18 protein-coding genes are annotated in these 21533 nt (G+C 66.4%); 2 read left to right on the forward strand and 16 right to left on the reverse strand.

Annotated elements, in window-relative coordinates:
- Nucleotides 1-6 precede the first annotated feature (6 nt).
- The 8 genes from RCP80_RS14040 to RCP80_RS14075 form a co-directional block, all read right to left on the reverse strand.
- Nucleotides 7-1401 (reverse strand): MCE family protein, encoded by a 1395-nt coding sequence (locus tag RCP80_RS14040; RefSeq protein ID WP_308478255.1) that lies wholly within the window; start codon nucleotides 1399-1401, stop codon nucleotides 7-9.
- A 3-nt stretch (nucleotides 1402-1404) separates the two neighbouring features.
- Complete coding sequence (locus tag RCP80_RS14045) at nucleotides 1405-2214, reverse strand: ABC transporter permease (protein WP_308482843.1); 810 nt, start codon at nucleotides 2212-2214, stop codon at nucleotides 1405-1407.
- A 50-nt stretch (nucleotides 2215-2264) separates the two neighbouring features.
- Nucleotides 2265-2975 (reverse strand): MlaE family ABC transporter permease, encoded by a 711-nt coding sequence (locus RCP80_RS14050; protein ID WP_308482844.1) that lies wholly within the window; start codon nucleotides 2973-2975, stop codon nucleotides 2265-2267.
- A 732-nt stretch (nucleotides 2976-3707) separates the two neighbouring features.
- On the reverse strand, nucleotides 3708-4502 hold the full coding sequence (locus tag RCP80_RS14055; protein WP_308478256.1) for an SDR family oxidoreductase: 795 nt from the start codon (nucleotides 4500-4502) through the stop codon (nucleotides 3708-3710).
- The gene (locus RCP80_RS14060; RefSeq protein WP_308478257.1) at nucleotides 4499-5323 is read right to left on the reverse strand and encodes an SDR family NAD(P)-dependent oxidoreductase; all 825 of its coding nucleotides are present in this window, start codon (nucleotides 5321-5323) and stop codon (nucleotides 4499-4501) included. The genes RCP80_RS14055 and RCP80_RS14060 overlap by 4 nt, the downstream gene beginning before the upstream one ends.
- A gap of 2 nt (nucleotides 5324-5325) precedes the next feature.
- Entirely contained in the window at nucleotides 5326-6096 is a 771-nt protein-coding gene (locus tag RCP80_RS14065) for a crotonase/enoyl-CoA hydratase family protein (RefSeq protein WP_308478258.1), read from the reverse strand.
- A complete protein-coding gene (locus tag RCP80_RS14070) occupies nucleotides 6096-7286 on the reverse strand; it encodes a lipid-transfer protein (protein WP_308478260.1) in 1191 nt (396 codons plus the stop codon). The genes RCP80_RS14065 and RCP80_RS14070 overlap by 1 nt, the downstream gene beginning before the upstream one ends.
- Nucleotides 7283-8884, reverse strand: a complete 1602-nt coding sequence (locus tag RCP80_RS14075; protein WP_308478261.1) for a class I adenylate-forming enzyme family protein — start codon at nucleotides 8882-8884, stop codon at nucleotides 7283-7285. Before RCP80_RS14075 ends, RCP80_RS14070 begins: the two co-directional genes overlap by 4 nt.
- 180 nt (nucleotides 8885-9064) lie before the next feature.
- Between RCP80_RS14075 and RCP80_RS14080 the strand changes: the two genes are divergently transcribed.
- Nucleotides 9065-10036, forward strand: coding sequence for a helix-turn-helix domain-containing protein (locus RCP80_RS14080; protein WP_308478262.1), 972 nt, complete (start codon nucleotides 9065-9067; stop codon nucleotides 10034-10036).
- Here the strand turns inward: RCP80_RS14080 and RCP80_RS14085 are convergent.
- Genes RCP80_RS14085 through RCP80_RS14105 form a run of 5 tightly spaced genes read right to left on the reverse strand, consistent with a single transcriptional unit; the run spans nucleotide 10023 to nucleotide 17248 of the window.
- Nucleotides 10023-10793: a hypothetical protein gene (locus tag RCP80_RS14085; RefSeq protein ID WP_308478263.1), complete on the reverse strand. Its 771-nt coding sequence runs from the start codon at nucleotides 10791-10793 to the stop codon at nucleotides 10023-10025. The two genes, RCP80_RS14080 and RCP80_RS14085, sit on opposite strands and share 14 nt — an antisense overlap.
- Nucleotides 10790-12922, reverse strand: coding sequence for a hydantoinase B/oxoprolinase family protein (locus tag RCP80_RS14090; RefSeq protein WP_308478264.1), 2133 nt, complete (start codon nucleotides 12920-12922; stop codon nucleotides 10790-10792). The genes RCP80_RS14085 and RCP80_RS14090 overlap by 4 nt, the downstream gene beginning before the upstream one ends.
- Nucleotides 12919-15054, reverse strand: a complete 2136-nt coding sequence (locus tag RCP80_RS14095) for a hydantoinase/oxoprolinase family protein (protein ID WP_308478265.1) — start codon at nucleotides 15052-15054, stop codon at nucleotides 12919-12921. The genes RCP80_RS14090 and RCP80_RS14095 overlap by 4 nt, the downstream gene beginning before the upstream one ends.
- An 8-nt stretch (nucleotides 15055-15062) precedes the next feature.
- Nucleotides 15063-15413 (reverse strand): acetone carboxylase subunit gamma, encoded by a 351-nt coding sequence (locus tag RCP80_RS14100; RefSeq protein WP_308478266.1) that lies wholly within the window; start codon nucleotides 15411-15413, stop codon nucleotides 15063-15065.
- Nucleotides 15410-17248 carry a hydantoinase/oxoprolinase family protein gene (locus RCP80_RS14105; protein WP_308478267.1) on the reverse strand — a complete coding sequence of 613 codons (1839 nt, stop codon included), beginning with the start codon at nucleotides 17246-17248 and terminating at the stop codon, nucleotides 15410-15412. Before RCP80_RS14105 ends, RCP80_RS14100 begins: the two co-directional genes overlap by 4 nt.
- A gap of 204 nt (nucleotides 17249-17452) precedes the next feature.
- Between RCP80_RS14105 and RCP80_RS14110 the strand changes: the two genes are divergently transcribed.
- Nucleotides 17453-18706, forward strand: coding sequence for a PucR family transcriptional regulator (locus tag RCP80_RS14110; protein ID WP_308478268.1), 1254 nt, complete (start codon nucleotides 17453-17455; stop codon nucleotides 18704-18706).
- A 17-nt stretch (nucleotides 18707-18723) separates the two neighbouring features.
- Here RCP80_RS14110 and RCP80_RS14115 read toward each other — a convergent pair whose 3' ends face one another.
- The 3 genes from RCP80_RS14115 to RCP80_RS14125 form a co-directional block, all read right to left on the reverse strand.
- The gene (locus RCP80_RS14115; RefSeq protein ID WP_308478269.1) at nucleotides 18724-19410 is read right to left on the reverse strand and encodes a DUF1028 domain-containing protein; all 687 of its coding nucleotides are present in this window, start codon (nucleotides 19408-19410) and stop codon (nucleotides 18724-18726) included.
- Between the two features lie 70 nt (nucleotides 19411-19480).
- On the reverse strand, nucleotides 19481-20737 hold the full coding sequence (locus RCP80_RS14120; RefSeq protein WP_308478270.1) for a thiolase family protein: 1257 nt from the start codon (nucleotides 20735-20737) through the stop codon (nucleotides 19481-19483).
- A 5-nt stretch (nucleotides 20738-20742) separates the two neighbouring features.
- On the reverse strand, nucleotides 20743-21525 hold the full coding sequence (locus RCP80_RS14125) for an enoyl-CoA hydratase/isomerase family protein (RefSeq protein ID WP_308478271.1): 783 nt from the start codon (nucleotides 21523-21525) through the stop codon (nucleotides 20743-20745).
- Between the last annotated feature and the right edge of the window lie 8 nt (nucleotides 21526-21533).

Consider the following 21533-nt stretch of genomic DNA (forward strand, 5'->3'; position numbering starts at 1 on the left):
CCTTCATCACGGTGCCGGCGGACTGAACGGTTCGCTGCCGGGTGGGGGTGGGCCCGGCTCCCGCGGCTGTCCGGGCGGCGGCGCCTCAGGTAGACCCGGCCATAGCGGAGCCCCGTCCGGGGCATAGAGCTGCGCACCGTACGCCGGGGCACCCGGGTAAGGGATGGGGCCCGGCGCGGGCGGCCCCTCGTAGCGAATGCTCGGCGGTTCGGGGACCCCACGGGTGGTCGGGAAGTAATTGGCCCAGCCGGGGAAGCCGATCCCCGGATTGGGCCGAAGGTCCAGCCCGGTGCCCCAGCCGGTGTTGGTAACGAGATGCCGGTGCGGGAAGTTGTCGTCGACGATGGGCAGCGAGCCACAACCCGGTTGTCCACCGGGGCCGCCCTTGGCACCCACGATCGGCAGGTGCTGCGGGAACCGGTAGGGATCGTCCCCGAACAACAATGCGACGTCGGTGGAGACAGACTTCCCGTTGATGCCGCCGGTGACGTCGTAGCCACCGTTCTCCAGGAACCAGTGCCCGCCCACGAGCATGCAGGTGAGCTGCGGGTCGTACTTGTGCACCAACCGGGTCGTCGGCTCAAGGGTGTTCACGGCGTTGACCAGGTTCTCCTTGTTTGCTCCGAGCAGATCCGTTCCGCTGCGCGACATTCCGGCGAGGTTGATCAACAGACTGTCGAGCTGGTCAGCGTGACCGGCGATCGTCGTAGCGGTGGTGCTGGCCGCGTCCAGCACTGTGAGAATGTCTGATGCGGCTGCGCTGTAGGTGTCGCTGAAGCCCGCGACCGCCTGCCAGTCCTCCCGGATCGTTTCACTGCGCGGATTGAGTTCCAGCAGCACATTGTTGGCCGCTGTGGTGGCGCGACCGAGGGTGTCACCTTGGTCCCGCAGCCCTTCGGCCACGGCGGAGAGCACCCCATTGAGCTTGACCGGGTCGATCTGCTTGAGCACATCGGTGAGATTCTGGAACACCGTGTTGACTTCAGTGCTGACGTTGTCCGCTGAGATCACCGCGCCGGCGCTCAGGGCCTGCGGGGCCGGGTCGTCGGGATACACCAGGTCGACATACTTGGCGCCGAAAGCGGTGGTGGCTTTGATTTGTGCGGTCACGTTGGCCGGGATGTACTCCGCCTGCTTCGGATCGATGTCCAGCTGCAGACGTACCGGCTGATTACCGCCTCCGATGGCGCTGACCGTGCCGATCTGGATGCCGTACATCTTCACCTTGGCACCCGTCTCCAGCACCAGGCCGGAACGGTCGGAGGTGACGGTGACCGGTATCCGCGGCGTGAACGAGCGGGTGAACAGCGCCCACGTTCCGAACACCATGCCCAGCACCACCGCGAAGAGAATCAACGTCCACCAACCTGGGTGCAGCCCTTGGTTTTGTCGTGTTTCCATGCGCTATCCCGCGAAGTTGAAGTTGCCGGATTGGCCGTAGATGGCCAAGGAGACGAGCAGTGTCACCGAAGCCGACACCACGAGCGACGCCCGCACTGCACGGCCGACGGCTTCGCCCACCCCGGCGGGGCCGCCGGATGCAGTGAAGCCGTAGTAGGTGTGGACCAGCATCACCACCACGGCGATCGTGATCGCTTGTACGAATGACCAGATGAGGTCGACGGGGTTGAGGAAGGTGCTGAAGTAGTGGTCATAAACGCCGCTGGACTGGCCGTAGAAGAAGGTGGTGCCGACTCGGGCGGCCACAAATGCCACCTGGACGGCGATGCAGTACAACGGAATCACCACGAGTACACCGGCAAGTACCCGCGTCGAGGCCAGGTAGGCGATGGACCGGATACCCATCACTTCCAAGGCGTCGATCTCCTCGTTGATGCGCATCGCGCCGAGTTGTGCGGTGGCGCCCGCGCCGACCGTGGCGGCCAAACCGATGCCGGCCACCGCCGGGGAGGTGATCCGAACGTTGAGGAAAGCCGAAGTGAAGCCGGCCAGCGCCTCCACTCCGACGTCAGCGAGCTGGTTGTAGGCCTGCACCGCGATCCAGGCGCCGGCCGACAACGTGAGGAACCCCACGATGACCAGCGTTCCGCCGATGATCGCCAGCGCCCCGATGCCGAGACTCATCTGCGCGATGAGCCGCAGCAATTCCACCTTGTAGTTGGCCACCGCATCCCAGATGCCCCGGAGCGTGAGGCCGTAGAACTGCGTCTGCCTGCCCAGCCGGTTCCATACCTCCGCCCAGCCGGACACCATCCGACGGGACCTAGGGAACTGCGTACTCGGCTTGGCCGGTGCGGTGGCGGTCACAGCGTCACCTTCACCGCGACGGCGGTGGCCACCACGTTGATCACGAACAGTGACATGAAGGAATACACCACCGTTTCGTTGACGGCGTTACCGACACCGGCCGGGCCCCCGCCCACCGAAATTCCCTTGTAACAGGCGATCAAGGCGGCGGCGAGTCCGAAGATCGATGCCTTGACCAGGCACACGATGACCTCGGGAAGCCCGATCAACAACGTCATCCCCGCGACGAACGCGCCCGGGGTGACATGCTGGACGTACACCGAGAAGAGGAAGCCCCCGACGATGCCCACGATGGTGACGACGGACGCCAGCAAGAACGAAACAAGGGTTGCAGCAAGAACTCTCGGGACGACCAGGGCCTGTACCGGGTCGATGCCGAGCACCCGCATCGCGTCGAGTTCCTCGCGGATGGTGCGTGAGCCCAGATCCGCGCACATCGCGGTGGCGCCTGCACCAGCAATCACCAGCACGGTCACGATCGGCCCGATCTGGGTGACTGCCCCTAGGGCCGCGCCGGTGCCGGAAAAGTCGGCAGCGCCGATCTCGACGAACAAGATGTTGAGGGTGAAGACCGTGAGCACCGTGAACGGAATGGCCAACATGATGGTCGGCAGGATCGAAACCCTTGCCACAAACCAGGTCTGAGCCAGGAACTCCCGCCACGCGAAGGGCGGTTTGAAGATCAGCCGCAACGTGTCGGCGGACATGATGAAGAAGTCCCCTATTGCCCGCACAGGTTTGATTGCGGCTTGAGCGACACTCACAGCGGGACCTCATCGCCTGCCGGTAGCCGCCAACGGATATCGAGATCGCGGCACTCCATGGCGTGCCTCGGGTCAGCCACGTACATCCCGCCCTTCCATTCGACTTTACCGGCCAGCCGGTAAAGTAAATTGAACGTAAGCTGTGTCACCGGCAGTGTCAAGGGGTGGCCTGAGTCACTGCAGAACGAACACCCCAGTCGACCCTCGAGCCCGGCGGCATCCGCGGACCCGAGGCCCGCCGCAGCCCGACCCGCCGGTTCGTTTCGCGCCACTGGCCCTCAACCCCCCCTAAGTTTACTGCTTGGTAAAGTTAAAATCGGAGACTAGCTACGGCATGTAACACTGTCAAGGATTGCGAAGCAGCAGACCGGCCCGCCCTTGACAGATTCACAAAAGCCGCCGGGGTCGGCCGCACACCGCGATCCCCGTGCCGTCTCGGCCATGAAATACGGTTTGCCACACCATTTATGACTGATCTGGCGGGGATCAGGGTACACACCCAGCCGCAGCGTCCGCCCTGGCAACGAAGGTCTCCGAAATGCGCCATCGGCTGACCCGCTGATCGGTCGGGCCCACTGAGACTTGGTTTGATTCTGGCCGAGGACGCACCAACACCACTTACTGATAAGTATTGTTAAGGCACTGGACCCCGGTTTTCTACGACGGCAGTCCCTGCTAGGTCGCACTCGCGGCACCGCCGTCAACCTCGAGCACACTGCCGGTCAGGTACGCCCCCGCGCGCGATGCGAGAAATTGAACGGCCCCGACGATGTCCTCAGGCGTCCCGGTGCGTCCCAGCGGTATCGACGAGAGCAACTCGGCGCGCATCGACTCATCGTCTAGGGCGAACGCGCTCATCCGACTCGGGAAGTAACCGGGGGCGACCGCGTTCACCGTGATGTGCTCACGGGCCAACCGGCCGGCCAGATGCCGCGTCAACATGTGCACGCCGGCCTTGGTCGCGCTGTACGGGTAGTTCTCCACCTCGGTCACCCGCAGCCCGGCCAATGATCCGATATTGATGATCGTGGCCGGCGTCCCGGGCGTAGCGTTGCGCCGCAGGGGGTCCAGCAGCCTTGTCGTCAGGCGGAAGAGGCCAATCAGGTTGACGTTGGCGAGCTTGAGCCAGGCTTCATCGGGGAAGGCGTCGATCGGCGCCCCCCAGGTCGCCCCCGCGTTGTTCACCAGGATGTCCAACCGGCCGCCGAAGGTGGCGGCGACCGCTTCGGCGATGGCCGCACTCCCCTCCGGGGTACCGACATCGGCGACGACGTAGTCGCACACACCCTCTCCGCCCAGCCTGTCGGCCAGGCCGGCCAGTGCATCCACCTTCCGCGCACTGATCAGGACTCGCGCCCCCGCCGCCACCAGGCCCGCGGCGATCATCGCGCCGATCCCCGAGGATCCGCCGGTGACCACCGCGGACCTGCCGGCAACCGAGAACAGGTCCTCGGGACCCACGACAGTCACAAGGTCACCGAAAAGCCGCCATTGACACCCACCGTCTGCCCGGTGACCCAGCCGGCCGCCTCGGAGGCCAGGAAGCAAATCATCGCCGAACCGTCGGCGGGGTCGCCGATGCGCCGAATCATGTAATGCTCCAGGACTTTACGGTGCACGCGCTCATCGGCGAGCATATCGGCGGTGGCCGGGGTGTAGGTGGCGCCCAGCGCCACCGAGTTGGCGGTGATCAAGTAACGACCGCCGATCCGGGCCAGCGCCCGGGTCAGCCCCGCCGCGCCGGCCTTCGCGCCGGAGTAGGCTTCCAGTCCGTTCCCCTCCCCCATCCGCCCGGCGTCGGAAATGACGGTGATGATGCGGCCGCCCTTGCCGACCCGCACCATCTGTTCGACCGCATGACGGCCACAGTTGAGCACGCCGCCCAGGTTGACCCGGACCGACCGGTCCCACTGTTCCGGCAGCTGCTCCCAGAAGGGCACTGCCGGCGGTGCGGTCCCGCCGCCACCCTGGTTCCCGGCGTTGTTGACCAGAATCCCGACCGGTCCGAGTTCGCGTTCGACCATCGCGAATGCGGCACCCACACCGTCAAAGTCGCCGACGTCGGCCGGTGCCGCGATGGCAGGCACGCCTATTTCGCGAATCTCCTTGGCAACGCGCTCAGCTCGGTCGGCATCGATGTCGTTGACGGCCACACCGCCGGCACCCAGCCGCGCCAGATCGTGCACGATGCGCTGCCCGACGCCCTGTCCCGCGCCCGTGACGAAGGCGATTCGCCCGGCCATGTCCAGGCCATTCGCGGCACCGGGCTGCTCGACTGCTGCTTCACTCATGCTTATCGTCCTCTCCATACCGGGGTTCTCTTCTCGGCGAAGGCCGCCAATCCCTCTTTGAAGTCCTCGGACTCCAGCACCGGCTCGATCAGCGGGACCTGCAGATCCCAGCTCTGCCGGTCCTCCCAGTCCTGGGAGCGCCGCACCACCGCGGCACTCGCGGCCACCGCGACGGGCCCGTTGGCCGCGATGTCCTGCGCCAATTCCATTGCCACGGCCAGGCTCTGCCCCGGCTCGGCCAATCTGTTGACCAGGCCCAGCTCATGAAACTGTTCAGCCGTCAACGGTTTACCGGTGAGCGCCACCTCCATCGCGCGGTGGTACGGGATGCGGCGGGGCAGCCGAAACAGGCCGCCGCCCATCGCCGGCACCGCACGCGACGCCTCGGGCAACCCCATCTTCGCGTCGCGGGCCGCGACAATCAGGTCACAGGCCAGACAGAGTTCAAGGCCGCCACCGAGCGCATGCCCCTCCACCGCAGCGATCACCGGCTTGGTCGGCGGCTCGAGCATGATGCCGCAACCGCCCCGGCGCTCGGTCCGGGCGATCTCCCCGCGGGCGGCGGCCTTCATGTCCTGCCCCGCGGAGAACGACCCGCCAGCTCCGGTCAGGACGGCGACCCGCAACTGCGGGTCGGCCTCGAACTCGTCGACCGCGGCCTCCATGGCCTGCGCGGTCGCCAGGTCGAAAGCGTTGCGGCGCTGCGGCCGGTTGATGGTGATGACAACCACGTGGTCGATGCGTTCGACCAGAATCAGCTCGGAACCGGACATCAGGCGACCTTCCGATACAGGGTCACGACGCAGGCACTGCCGAGACCGTGGTTGTGCGACAGCGCAATACGCGCTCCGTCGACCTGCCGGGCTTCGGCCTCGCCGCGCAGTTGCCAGACGAGCTCGGCACACTGCGCCAGCCCGGTCGCACCCAGCGGGTGACCTTTGGAGATCAGCCCACCCGAGGGGTTGACCACCCAGCGGCCGCCGTAGGTGGTGGCACCGTCGTCGATCAGCCGCCCGCCGTCTCCTTCGGCGCACAGCCCCAACGCCTCATACAGCAGCACCTCGTTGATCGAGAAGCAGTCGTGCAACTCGATGACGTCGATATCGGCCGGGCCCAATCCGGTTCGGTCGTAGACCGCATTGGCGGCGCGCCGGGAGGCGTCACGCCCGACGACATCGAAGGAACTGCCCGATTCGAAGGATTCGACGGTATCGGTGGTCATGGCCTGGCCGACGATGTGCACTGCCCTGCTCTCCAGACCATGGCGTGCCACGAAGTCTTCGGAGGCCACGATCGCGGCTGCCGAACCGTCCGAGGTCGGAGAGCACTGCAGCTTGGTCAGCATGTCGCACACCTGCGTCGAGGCCATGATCTCCTCGAGCGAGTACACCGTGCGGAACTGTGCCCGTGCGTTGTTCGCCGAATGCCGGTGGTTCTTCTCGGCGACCTTGCCGAACTGCTCGGCGGTGGTGCCGAACTTCTCCTGGTGTTCCAGGCCGGCGTTACGGAACAGTTCGAGCATCGCCGGGGCGCCACTGGCCGGCCGGTGCCGGGCGGCCACGTCCAGGAACGGCTGCACCGGGCTGGCGAGTTCGGGATAGGCCATCGCCCCCAGCGATCCCGGCTTCATCTTCTCGAAACCCACCGCCAAAACGCACTCGGCCAATCCACCTTGCACGAGTTGCCGGGCCGCGAACAGCGCCGAAGATCCGCTGGCGCAGTTGTTGTTGACGTTGAGTACCGGAATACCGGTTCGGCCAACGTCGTAGAGCGCACGCTGGCCCGCGGTCGAGTCAGCATGCACATATCCCACCACCGCCTGCTCGACGTGGCCATACTCGATACCGGCGTCGAGCAGCGCCGCGTTGATCGCGGCGCCGGCCAGCTCGGGATAATCAGCCGACGACGCGCCGGGTTTGGTGAAGGGCGTCATTCCGACGCCGATGACATGGGCGGTACTCATCGCGTTGCCATTCCTGTTCTCGTAGAGGTTGTAGATTCGGAAAGCCAAGTGCCATTGGGATCCTCGGTGTGCTGGTCGCGTATTTGGTTTCGGAGCACCTTGCCCATCGGGGATCGGGGAAGTTGCGTACCGAACCGGACCGCACCGAGTTTCTTGACCGGGCCGAGCTTCTCGCGCGTCCACTCGACAAGTCCTGACTCGGTGATCGGCGGGCCCCCCGCGGCGGGGACGATCAGCGCAAGCGGGGTCTCGCCCCACCGGTCATGCGGAATGCCGACGACGGCGGCCTCGGCCACGGCAGGGTGCGCCGCGAGGACCAGCTCGAGTTCGGTGGGCCAGATGTTGAAGCCGCCGGAGATGATCAGGTCTTCCTTCCGACCAGTCAGGAACAGATACCCGTCGTCGTCCAGGTAGCCCATATCCCTGGTGAGCACCGCACCGTCCGGCAGGAATCTCGACTTCGACGCGTCCGCATCACCCCAGACGCCGGCGAATGCGGTCGGCGTCCGGGACGCGATCTCGCCTACCTCGCCGCGGGGCAGCTCGCGGCCGTCAGCCCCGACGATCAGCAGCTGCGACCCGGGCACGGGTTTGCCCGCGGAGCCCAGCCACCGACCACCCTCGGCGAGGTGATCGGCAGGACTCAGATAACTCAGCGGCGCGCCTTCGCTCTGCCCGTAGATCTGCAGCAGCACATCGCCGAATGCGTTGCGCGCCAGCCGCATGGTCTCTGGCGTGATCGGTGACCCGCCGTAGGCGATACATCGCAGGCTGCTCAGGTCGGTGGCCGTTACCGCCGGGTGCGTCGCCGCGGCATGGATCATCGTGGGAACGCCGAAGCTGAAGGTGCATCGCAGCCGCTCGATCAGGGTCAGGTAGGTGCCCGCGTCGAAACTGCGCATCAAGGCGATGGACCCGCCGGTGGCGGCGAAGGCGGGCATCGGCATCAGGCTCGCATGCGAGAGTGGGCCGGCGGCCAGGTAGCGGTCCTCGGGTCCGAAAGTGGGGAGGATCCTGGCCGTTTCGGTACCGACGGCGGTCCAACCCGCCACATCGTGAAAAACCGCTTTGGGACGGCCGGTGGTACCGGCGGAGAAGCGGATGGTCTGCGGCCGGTCCGGCGGGATCTCGAGGTGCGGATCCTGCGCTGAGGCGGCGCTGAGCACGTCCCCGTAGACCATTGCCGTCCCCAGATTTCCGGCGGCACCATCGCACACCAACACCGTGGACAGCCCGGGCGCACGGTCGAGATGCGGCGCGATGGACGCGAGATGCCGGTGCTGCACTATGAGCGCAGAGGCGCCGATCGCCACCAACAATTCGGCGTTGGTCTCGGGGGTGTTGTGGGTGTAGAGGGAGGCACGTACGAACCCGCCCAGCGCGATACCGAAGATCAGCTCGAGCGCCTCGGGTGAGTTGTCAGCGAGCGTCGCCACCCGGTCACCGGGCTCGAGGCCGAGCCCGGCCAGCGCCTGCGCCAGACGGCAGGCCCGCTGGTAGCACTGCGCATAGGTCTGCTCTTGGTCATCGCAGATCAGGAGGGGATTATCGGGAAACCGCTCCGCTCCCCGGCGAATCAACGTCATCAGGTCCGTCACGCTTTCGACGCTATGAGCCGGCCACCGGCCCAACAATGGGATGAGGTGCCACCAGCCGGTGGCCGACGGGCACATCGACGCGCCCGGGTGTGACTCGGGTCATACCTCGTGCCGGGCGGCGGCTAGCATGGGCAACGTCGAAGCAGCGCTGCGGGGACAACGTGATGTGAGGTACCGGTCATGGCGATGGACACCGTCCAGATCGAACAGGTGAGCACACGCGGCCTGGAGCCGGCCGAAGGGCGCGAGCTGTGGACTGAGCGGCTGATGTCCTACGAATCCGATTTCGACTGCAGCTTCGCACCGACGTGGATGAACGGGTCGGCGGTACGAGCCCGCACCAGCCGATTTCAGTATGTTTCGTGGCGGTGCGACAGCACCAGCTATCGACGCACGTCGCACCACATCAGCAAGGACCGCGACCTCAGTGCCCGCCTGATGGTGCCCCGTCGCGGTTCACTGACCGTGACCGACGACGAGAAGACCGTGGTGGTCCACGCCGGCCAGGCCTATCCGATCTCGATGGCCCGCCCGGTGCTGCTCAGACACGGCCCAGACGCCGAACTGCTCGCGATGGCACTCGATTCCGAGATGCTCGCCCGCCGCTTGTACGACCTCGGTGGACCGGCCCAGCCCATCGACTTGCGTAGCGGGCTGGGCAGCTCGGTGCACGCGTTGCTCTCCAGCCTGATCCGGGAATCCGAGGTGCTGGCCGCCCACGAGTTCGACGCGGTGGCCGATCGCCTGATCGACCTGTTCGCCCTCACTCAGGAACGGGTCGCGGCCGACGTTGCGCCCGGCCGGCTCCACGAGGTTGCATGTGCTGCCCGGCGCTACATCCAACAGCATCTGGGCGACCGCGATCTGTCCGTCCACCACATCGCCGCGGCACTGGGGTGGTCTCCCCGCCAGGTGCAGCTGGCCCTCAAACATGTTGGCACCACGACCAACAAGCTGATCAAAGATGAGCGGCTCAGCGCGGCGTACGCGGTTGTGGTTGCGCCCGGGGCATCAAGCACCATCACCGAGTTGGCCACCGAGCTGGGGTTTTCGACACCGAGCGCGTTCAGTACGGCGTTTCGCGAGCGCTACGGGCTCAGCCCCCGGCGGTTGCGCGAACAGTCCAGGAACGCGGCGCTCAACAACGGTTAGCGGCGGCCGCCAACACGCTCAGATCGGCGTCGCCCGGGATGGGCCCGTCGGAGACGATCGGTCCGTCATATCCGGTGACGAGCGTCGGCCACAACTGGTCGAACGCCACGGTTCCGAAATCGGCGGCGACCGCCAGGCCCCGGCCCGCGACGACGTGGTGCGCGTAGCCGAGTTCGTCGAGTCCCTCAGCGCCGCACAACACGGCGGGAACGCCCATGGTGTCGAGCCGGCGCAGCATCGGACCGTGCGAGTCCGCCACGTCGTCGGGCAGATCGGACTCAAACGACTCCCACACCAGGATCCGGCCGGCGCCGGCGGCCACATAGCTGCCGACCAGCACTCCGAGCAGATCGCCGACATCGGCGATGAGGTCCGGCAGGTCCTCGTCAGGGGTGGAAAAGCGCTGCGCGAGGATTTTACTCAGCGTGCCCGGACCGGTGACCGAGGCCGCGACCGGCTGCCCCGGATACAACCGGGCCAGCACGGTGGTCAGCTCCAGCGCCGCCGCCAGTATCGGGGTCCGGGCCAGGTCGACATCGACCACCGCCGCCGATGCGGTGACCGACGCGGTCACCGCATCGGCCTCCGCGAATGGATCGAAGTGGGTGATCACCCAGTCCGGCCGCACCAAACCGACGGCCTCCCGCAGGCAGTACGCCCAGCGCGTCGAATCGGTTCGCCAGCAGGGATGAGACCCGGCAATCCGGGCCGCCACCTGATCGAGCACCGGCGCGAACACGTTGGCGCCCTGCATCATTGGCGTGCGACTCCGTCCTCACCGTCGGACCAGTCCCATGACCCCAGGTAGCCGAGGTGCGCCGGCGGCTGGTCGGCGCGCCACTTGGCGACGAATTCGTCATAGCGCAAACCCTTGTCGAGCCGGTCCTTGCGGGCCTGCGCACGCGCCTCTCGGGTGCGTTCCTCGTCGAGGTCGCCATTACCGTCCCGGACCATCCGGTAGACGTCGCGCGCCACCGTGTCGCTGATCAACCCGCGCCGCAGATCCTTCATCACGTCCGCGGGCTCGCGTTCCAGCGGATCGCCATAGCCGCCGCCGCCCCCGACGCGCTGAATCCAGATGTCGCCCTCGGCGATCGGGTCGGCGGCCTGCACCGGGTTGCTCACCTCGTAAGACCCCGGCAACGGTTGATCGGCCACGAAGCTGCGGGCGTCATAGTTCAGCCCGGGCGCCCCCTTCGCCATCCAATCGAGCACCGCGTCCACACCGCCTTCGGGTCGCACCCGCACCAACGGTATGCACGCGCCGGCGTAGCCGCCGAACATGCCGCCGGTCACCGGGAACTTTCCGCCCATGCTGGTGATGCCGAAGGCGAACATCTGACTGCCGTAGAGCATGTAGGCCCATTCCACCGACGATCCGCCCCGGTACTTACCGAAGCCGTGATTGTCGGGGGGGATCCGACGCCACATGCCCAGCACCGGAATCTCGTTCTCCCGCATCTCGATTTCGCCCCAGTCCGAGACCGGCGCGAACACCGGGCCGGCCGCGTGTTCGCCGTCCTCGTCGCAGCGGGCGCCACCGCCGGCCGCGTTCATCTCGGTCGAGACGTTCGCGGTGAGCTGCCCGTGCTGAGTCAGCCCGCCGTACTGCAGGGTCGGGATCATCGCGTACCAGGGCGCCATCGGCCGAACACTGCCCGGATTGGCGAACAACGCCTTGGTCACCGCCGAATGCACGGCGGCACTGAAGCAGAACATCGTCATCAGCGACAGACTGGTCGGCTGCTCGGGGTCCGCGGTGACGATGGACCCCGGCTCCAGTTCGAAATCGAGCGCGGAGACGAAACCGGCGGTGCGGGGCAGATCGGCGAACAGGAAGTTCATGAACAGGTTGCCGACCATGGCCCGGGTGAAATGTGCCTGGGCGTTGAGCGCGCGGTCGATCGACGGTGAGGAGCCTCTGGTGCGGACGGTGAGCTGATCACCGCGCTTCTCCAACTCGACGCTGATCTTGAACAGGCGCTCCTCCAGGAGCGTGGTATCCGCGAACTGGCTGCCCCGGTAGATGCCGTCGGGCCAGGCCGCGATTCGGCGCCGGACTTCGGCCTCGGTCGATTCCAACACCGTGCGCATGGTGGCGATCAGCAGCTCCGCCGACCGTTCCGCCATGAAGTCGTGCATGCGCTGTTCGACCATCCGGGCGGTCGCCAGCTTCGACCGGAAGTCGGTCAGCCACAACAGCGGGTCACGGACCTGGTTTTGGAACAGGTTGATCAGATCACGGCGGAACGTGTAGTTCTCGCCGACCTTCATCGGCGGGATCCGCACTCCTTCCCCGTACTTCGTGGTCGCGCGCAGCGCGAAGCCGCCGGGATCGACCGCTGCACCGTTTTCGCCCTCGTGCACGATTGCACCGATCCAGGCGATGTGCTCGCCCTGCCAGTACAGCGGGATCAACAGGGTGTGATCGGGGTTGTGGGTGCCGCCGTAATTGGCGTCGTTGTGATAGAACACGTCGCCCTCGGCGATACCCACGGTGGGCTCGTCGGCCCAGTACCGATTGATGAACTTCGGCACCGGCGACGTGGTGGCCGAGAACATGTTCACCCCACCCGAACTGGCCACCGCGAACTCACCCTCGCGGGTGTAGATCCCGACGATCAGGTCCCCGTACTTGGCCGCGGGTGAGGCGCAGATCTGCTCCAGCATCTCCATCGCGGACTCGAGGACCGCCTCGATCCGGCTCAACCCCACCGTGATATCGGTGGGATCGGTGACCGATCGCATCGCCTCGTCCTCGCGCAAGGTGCGCTCGCGCAGGCGGTGTTCGGCGGTGATATCGCTGTCGGGTCCGTACATCACCGGCTGGTTGCTGATCAGATCGGTGAGGAACTGCTGTGCTTCCGCGTCATCCAAAGTGGTCATCGCATGTTCTCCTGTCGCATCCGGAAGAAGCCGTAAGCGTCCATCTCGCCGGACCAGCCGGGTTCGACGAGGATTGTGGTGTCGGCGGATTCGATGACCGCCGGTCCGACAATGTGGTGGCCGGGTTGCACCGCGCCGTAGTCATATATGTCGGTGTCCGCCGGACCGTCTAGCCACACACACGTCCGCGATCCGGTCCAGGCCGCCGCCGCCCCCGTTGGGTTCCCGGTGGTGGTTCGTACCTCGGGGCGAGGGGCCTCGCGGGGGATCCACGACCGTAGCCGGATCGCGTCGATGGACACGCCCACCTCCCGGGTGAGCGCAAGATCACCGAACCGGTCGCCGTATTCGTCGAAATAGGCCCGGATCACGGCGGCGACATCCGCCTCGGTTCGCAGCCGTTTGACCGGACTGGCGATGGTGATGACGAAAAGCTGTCCGGTAGAACGCATGTCCAGTTCCACGGCCATTTCGACGTCGTCGGGACCGAAGCCCTGCCCGGCGAAGTCTTGGTTGGCCTTGGTTTCGAACTCCTCGATCACCGAATTGAACACGGTGTAGTCCGCCAGCACCTGTTTGATCAACGGGTTGAACAACACCTCCCAAACCGACTGCTCATAGATGTGCAGACGCTCGAGTCCGGCGGCGCCGGTGGCCGAGAACACCTCGCTGTGCGGCGGTACCACGACTTGGTCGGCGTTCAGCGAGCGCGCATAGCCACAGGCGTGTAGCGGTCCGCCACCACCGAACGAGAACACCGTGAACTCGCGCGGGTCATATCCCTTGACGGTGATTGATTTGAACAGTTCCGAACCCATGGTCTCGTCCACCACTCGGCGGATGCGCAGGGCTGCTTCGGCGACGGGGATGCCCAGGGGCTTGGCTATCCGTCGCTCGATGGCCCGCTCCGCGCGGCGCACATCCAACGGGAGCTCACCACCGTGGTACCGCTTGGGGTCCAGGTAGCCCAGGACAAGATCGGCATCGGTGACGGTCGGTTCGGTGCCGCCCTGCCCGTAACAGGCCGGGCCGGGATCTGAGCCCGCCGACTCGGGACCGACCATGATTCCGGCCACCGCGTCCAGCCGCGCAATCGAGCCTCCCCCGGCGCCGATCGCCGAGATGTCCATCATCGGCACCTGCACCCGCCACCGGTCGATGACCGGGTTGAAGTCGTAGAAGCGCACCGATCCGGCGACCACGGTGCCGACGTCGAAGGAGGTTCCGCCCATGTCGGTGGTCACCACCTTGTCGAAGCCGTGGGCCGCGGCGACGTGGCGCGAGCCGTAGAGCCCGGACACCGGGCCGGCATGCACGGTGTGGATGGGGGTGGTCGCCGCCAAGGTGCCCATCCCGCCGCTGTTGTGCACGAGTAGCAGTTCGCCGCGGTAGCCGCGCCGCCGCAGCTCGTCACGCAAGTGGGAAAGCCGGTCTGCGGTGAACCGATGCAGATAGGCGTTGATGGTCGCGGTCATGGTCCGCGCGTACTCCCCGGAGCGACGGGAAATCTCATGGGTGAGGATCACCGGGAAGCGACCGAGATATGTTGAGGGGTACTCGCTTTCGATGATCTCGCGCACGCGCCGTTCGTGGTCGGGGTTGGCGTGCGAGTTCAGCAGGGACACCACGAATCCGCGTACCCCCGCATCGACGAGGTCCTGTATCCGATCGGCGACCTCATCGTCACGCAGCGGGATCAGCACCCGGCCGTTGACATCCACCCGCTCCTTGAGGACCGCGATCTGTTCGGGCTCGACGAGCGGCTCGGGACGGCGCGCCCGCGGCAGGTCGCGGGTGACCTGCGCAGGCAGGCCGTCGGCCCATTGCCGGCACCGGCCGATCGGAACGGTGTGTTCGTGGCCCGCGGTGGTCAGCAAGCCCAGCCGGGGACCGTTGCGTTCGATCAGCGCGTTGGTGCCCAGGGTGGTCGCGTAACGAATGGTGTCGGTCTGCGCCAGCATGTCATCGACGCCGAAACCTGATGCGGTGGCAATGGACTCGATGGCCCGAAAGAAGCCGAGCGCGAGATCGTGATGCGTGGTGAGCGCCTTGGCGGTGCGTGGGCCGCCGGGCCAGTCTCCGGTGGCGACACAGTCGGTGAAGGTGCCACCGATGTCGACGTTGATCTCCATCTGTTCTCCTATCCCTGGTCGCCGGCGGCGGTGCGGTGCGCAGCAATCAGCGCGTCAACGTCGATGTCCATGTCGCGGGTCAGCGGATGCCCGGGGGGCAGATACTCGGTCTCCACCTGACTGGCGCAGCCCGGGCAGTAGTACTCGACAATGCGGCACCACTGCGGGTCCGGGGTGTAACCGCGGTCCCCGGGCAGACCTGCCGGGTAGATGTCGCGGGGATCCCGGTCGTAGAGCAGTAGACCGCGTTTGTAGTCCACGTCGGCGGGTCCAATGTCGCGGCTACAGCGCAGGCACACCCATCGTCGGGTGTCCGCAACGATGCCCAGATACTCGGTTATCGTGATGACGCTGCTCATGCTCGGTCCTTTCCGGAGCCGTTGCGACGCAACCGGAATGCGCCGTGCTCGTCGATGGCCAAGACCCAGCCGGGTGGTACGACACATGTCGAGGCCGCTCCGTCGATCAAGGCCGGTCCAACCACCTCGAATCCGGGTGGGACCTGCTTCCGATCGGCGATCGTGGTGGGCACGACGCCGTACCCGTCCCAGAACACCTCAGCGGAGCCGGTGACCGAGGCGCTGTCGGCAGCGTCAGCGGCCGTCGGTACAGCCGAATTCGCGCGCGGCAGCGAGTAGCGTCCCTCGACGCTGACATAGCTGAATCCGTCGCGCGTGTGCTGCGCGGTTTCGAGCTGGACCAGGTCGGCGTGGTAACCCTCGCCCCGCATATCGCGCAGGACCGCGTTGCGCAGTCGCGGCTGCGGATCGGGTTCACCGTCAGCCGGCACGGGCGCCTCATGGCGGTGCACGATGTCGACCGTGGACGCCCCGTACGCCGAGAACACCGGCGCGTACGGCATCACCAGCACATCACGCATTCCGGCCGCCTCGGCGATCGACACACAGTGAGTGGGCCCGTTGCCGCCGAAGGCCAACATCGTGGCGGCGGCGGGGTCGGTCCCCCACGCCGTGAGCTGCGCTGCCAGCTGTCGTCCGGTTTCGCGGTGCAGGGCGGCCCGGACCCGGGCGGCGGTCTCGACCACGCTGAGGCCCATCTCGTCGGCAATGCGTTGGTATGCGCGCCGCGCCGCATCCACATCCAGCGGCATCGACCCACCCAGAAAGGTTTCCGGCCGCAGGATGCCCAGTACCGCATCGGCGTCGGTGACGGTGGGTTCGGTTCCGCCCAGACCGAAACACGCCGGACCAGGATAGGCGCCCGCACTGCGGGGCCCGACACGCAACGTCGTGCCGTCGAGCCAGGCAATCGAACCGCCGCCGGCGCCGAATGGCTCCAACTGCGGTAGTGCCAGGGAGATTTCGACGCCGGCGACCAGACCGTGGTCGAGCATGCGCACGGTACCGTCCCCGACGACACCGACGTCGAGGCTGGTCCCGCCCATGTCGACGGTGACCAGGGAGTCGATGCCGTAGTCACGAGCGATCTCGCGGGCACCGAGCAGGCCTGCCATCGGACCCGAGTTGTACGTCTTGGCCGCGATCGTGCGCGCCACCCGGGCCGCCCCACCGTCGTTGTGCACAATCAGCAAGGGCCGCCGGTAGCCCAGTGACCGCAGGTGGTCCTCGGCGCGGTAGAGGAAGTCGGCCGCGGACGGATGCACGTAGGCGTTGAAAAGTGCGGTGGCGACCCGACGGCTCGCATCGGAATCCGGAACCACCTCACCGGCTGCCAGCAGTGGCACCGCATCGAGGCAATAGCGCGGATAATTCTCCCGAAAAATCTCGGTGAACCGTTCGGTCGCATCGTCGTCATCAGCCGCGATGACCAGACCGCGCGCCCCACGGTGCAACAGATCTCTGATCTCCGGCAGTGCGTCGGTCTCACGCGCCGAATCCGCGAGCTCGGCGACCATCTCCGGTTCCACGAAAACGCCGACGCCCGCGGCGTTCCCGGCCGGTCTCGCAGTCAACAGCCCGAGCCGGGGCCCGGTGCGCTCGATCACCTGGTTGGTGCCGACGGTGGTCGCGTATCGCACCACCTCGGTGCCGCGCAGCAGCTCTGCGACGCCGACGCCGATCGCTTCGGCGGCCGCTGCGAGCACGGCACGAAAGCACACCAAGAGATCGTGCGGTGTGGTCAGCGTCTTCACCGTGTGGACCTGACCGTCGTGGAGGATGAACCCGTCGGTGAATGTCCCGCCGGTGTCGATACTGATCGTCGTTGCAGCCATTGGATCCTTTCGCTGCGGTCGTCGCGATGTTCGTGAGATCAACCCTGCTGGGCGGTCTGGGCAGCGACAATGTCCTTCCCGACCACAGTGCGGTGGTGCCAGCAACCAATCGCTGCGCTGAGCCCAAACCTTGTGCGCTCCCACGCAGGTTCTGTGCGCTCAGCGGAAAGCACGCCCCGCTGCGTGGTGCCAGCATCGGGGGGTATGAGTACCCCTACCGTCACCCCGGAAGTGGGTCGCGACGACACCGAGTCACAGCCGTGGCGGTGGCTGTCGGCGTGGATCGCCGGCGAGCACGATGCCATTCTCGATCGGCTCACCGAGGAAGTATTGGGAGAACTGCCCGAACTCGCGTTCGCGCCGCAACGCCCCGAGGTCCACGTCCGCGAAGCCATCGGCGCCCATGTTGGCACGTTGCAACAAGTACTCGGCCAGCCGGGTGAGATGAGTCCGGTGATCATGCCCGCGGTCTTTGACGACTACACCCGGCGATTGGCCCGCGATGAAACTCCGGCGCTGTCGGTGCTGCTGCGTTCCTTCGACAAGGTCCACGCCAACTTGTGGGGTCAGCTGCTAGCGGCCATGCGTAGCCCACAGCGCCGCATTGCGTCGCGGGAGCGCGCGGACCTCCTCGAGTTCGCATCGGCACGGCTGTTCCAGTACTTCCATTCGGTCAGTTCCCAGACCGCGCGCGCCTATCAGGCCGCACGCTCGTTGCACCAGATGCGCAACGCAGGCGCGCGCCACGAACTGGTCACCCGAATACTGGCCGGTGAACTCGAACAGGGCGAGGCCGAAATATTGTTGCGCCACGAGTTCAATACCCCCCAAATCGGTTACGTCGCAACGTTCGACGACCCCTCCCTGGCCGACCGGTTAGCCACCACACTCTCGCACCTCGGCGGACGGATCGGGGCACGCAATCACTTGGCGATGCGCGGACCCGACGGCTGCTACGGCTGGTTCAGTGGCTGGTTGAGTCCGCCGCGGGAAGACTGGAGCGAGACGCTGCGCGACCTACCGACGCCCGATTCGGTGGTGCTGTGCCTGGGTGCTCCGCATGAGGGTCTATCCGGTTTCAGGCAGACCCGTTCCGAAGCGCACGAGGGCCACCGCGTCGCGGCCGCCCTATCGCGCCGCGGTGTGGTGTTATTCGAGGAGGTCGCCCATCTCGCCTTGGCCACAAGGGATCTGGCGGCAGCTCGCATCCTGGTCGAGCGTGAACTCGGCCGGCTCTTTGCCACCGACGAAGCCACGTCGCGACTGCTCGACACCTTGCGGGTCTACCTCGACACGCTGGCCAGTCCGACCAGGACCGCGCGCCGGATGTACATCCATCCCAACACCGTGATCAAGCGGCTGGAACGGATCGAGGAGTTCCTCGGCCGGCCAATCAGCCCGAACAGCCTGAACCTCCGGATGGCGGTCGAGTTGGCGCCGCTGGTCCGGGCCCAATGACCCCAAGCGCAAACCGATTACGACTTCTTCGCCATGGCCTCGCGCGTCATCTGGCCCAGCTGGTCTGCCCGGGCCGGCAGTTTCACAACCTGCGGAAGCAGCCCGTCCTCGAACTCGTCGACGAGCGACTCCAGGGCGGCGGCGGGGTCCTCGGCGTGGTCGATGCGGACATCCCAGAGCGGGTACTCCTCGGTGTCCACGACATAGATCGCGCCCGACAGGGAGCCTTTTGTGTCTGCGCCGGTGGCCTCGCCGGCCTGGAGGGCACGCAGCAGTCTATGGGCGAGGTCGAGGTGCTGGTTATCGTAGAAGGCGTCCAGCGTCGCCTCCAGCGTCTCGATTCCGACCAGCCGGTTTCCCTGCGCGACGGCGCTGCCCCGCTGCAGGTGCCCGGACCAGTCCTCGGTCCGGGCACCGCTCCAGGCAGCCGTGTTCCCCTGGGCGTCGACCACACCGACCTGACGGTAGTCCCGTCCGTCGTCGCGGCTGATCACCTCCTCGAGCGCCTGCTGGGCGGTCTGTCCCGTGGTCATCAGTTCGAGACCGTCCAGGGCCAGGTACGGGTTCATCATGGCTTGAGACGCCGCAGCGCCGACACCCGCGCGAGCGTGCGAGACGAGCTTGCCGACGCCGAGCATGGCCGTGATGGCGCCTACGCCCAGTTGCCCGGTGGCGGGATCATACGCACAGATAGAGAAGGTCACCGATGTCCTTTCGTCGGTAACCCTCGTTCCCGTCCGCTGTGGTATCGAAACCCGAAAGCGCGGGACTTGCCTAGTTGCCGGGGCGCTCCAGGATCGTCACGGCGCACACCGCGTTGTCGTTGCCGATCACCCCGCCGCCGTTCTCAGCCAGCCCGAAGCGGGGGTTGGCGACCGCGTTGCCGCCGGCCTCGCCCCGCAGTTGGATAGCGATCTCGTTGAGCATCATCAACCCGGTGGCACCGATCGGATGCCCGCGCGAGACCAACCCGCCCGACGCGTTGACCGGCAGCTCACCGCCGATAGCGGTGGCACCAGATGCGGTGAACTCGCCGCCCTTGCCGCGCTTGCAGAAGCCAAGATCCTCGAGGATATGGATTTCAGCGAACGAACTCGCATCGTGCAACTCGACCAGGTCGATGTCCGCCGGCGTCAGAGCCGCGCTCCGGAAGGCACGACGCCCGGCGATCACTGGTGCGCGGTCGTCCTCCCAGGAGGTGTCGAAGACCCCGCACGCAACCTCGCTGGCCCGCACTCGCACAGCCCGCTCCCGCACCTCGGCCGGGCAGCTGTCGAGGTAGGACTGCGAGCAGACCAGCGCGGCGGCGGCACCGTCGCCGACGGGCGCGCACATTGCCCGGGTCAGCGGATCGCTGACCATCCGGTCCTCGAGCACCTGTTGGGCCGTCAGGGGGAACTGGTACTGGGCGCGCGGATTGTGCACTGAGTTGGCGTGGTTCTTGGCTGCCGCGATGGCGAGTTGCTCCGGGGTCGTTCCGTAGGCCCGCATGTGGGTGTGCGCCCACATCCCGTACAGGTCCATCGCCAAACTGCGTTCCGGGGCGTTCTCGAACTTCATGCCGTTGGCCGCGGCCGTGCGTTCGTAAAGATCGCGCCACGACTGCGGTTCCAACCAGTCCAGCGCACCTTCCATGCCCCGCAACGCGGCCCGTGGGTTCTCCGGGTCCACCATCTTCTCCACACCGATGGCCAAGGCCACCTCGCTGTGCCCGGACTGCACCTCGCGCAGCGCGTTGTTGAATGCCTGCGATCCCGCGGCGCAACCGCCTTCGACATTGGTGATGGGTGTACCGCGCGGGAGCAAGCCCTCGTTGACCAGCGGGCTGAAGCACAGCTGACCCTTGAGATACGGCTGCCCCTGGTTCTCCATCAGCATGTTGGAGAACCACACTGCACCAATCGCGTCGGTGTTCTCCAGCCGCGCGTCGGCGAGCACTCCGAGGTAGGCAGCGCGGGTCAGATCCTTGGGGCTCTGGTCGGGAAACTTGCCGACATTGGTCGCGTAGACCCCCAGTATGTAGGTGTTCATATCGGTTATCGTCCTTCGAATACGGGTGCGCGCTTCTCGGTGAAAGCTGTCAGACCCTCGTGGAAATCTTTGCTGCTCATATGGTTTCGTAGCAGTAGCATTTCGTGGCGTAGCGCCAGGGCCTCGCTGTGGTCCAGTGCTGCGTTGGCCACTTCCTTCATCCCCTGCAACACCAGCGGGCTCTTGTCGGCAAGCTTGTTGCAGTACTGCTCGACCGTGGTCCGCAACTGGTCATCAGGCACCACCTGGTACACCATCCCCCACTCCCGCATGGTCTCTGCCGATACCGAATCACCGCTGAACAACAGCGCTTTGGCACGCTGCGGAGCGATACGACGCGGGAGCACGGCAGCCCCGCCGCCGCCGGGCAGCAGCCCGTACTTGGCATGACCGTCGGCAAAGGTGGCGCTCTCGGCCGCGAAGAGCACATCGCAGAACAGCAACAGCTCAAAGCCCCCGGCCACGGCCGGTCCGTTGACCGCGGCGATCACCGGCTTCGGGCAGTTGCGTAGCGCGGTGAACGCCGGAACGCTGGTGGCCACACCGTCTGGCCCGTCCGTACCTTCCTCGAGCTCGCCGAGCACGAACTTGAGATCGCCGCCTGCGCTGAATGCGCGGCCGGCTCCGGTGAGCGCGACCACGCGCACCTCCGGGTCGTCCGTGGCCGCCTCCAACGCATCCCGCAGCGCATTGAGCAACTCGCTGTTGAGCGCGTTGAGGACCTCGGGCCGGTTGAAGCACAACCACTGCACCCGGCCGTCGCGATGGGTTTCCAAAATTTTCGACATGAGGTTGA

This window comes from Mycolicibacterium sp. MU0053, from assembly GCF_963378095.1.
Taxonomy (GTDB): Bacteria; Actinomycetota; Actinomycetes; order Mycobacteriales; family Mycobacteriaceae; genus Mycobacterium; species Mycobacterium burgundiense.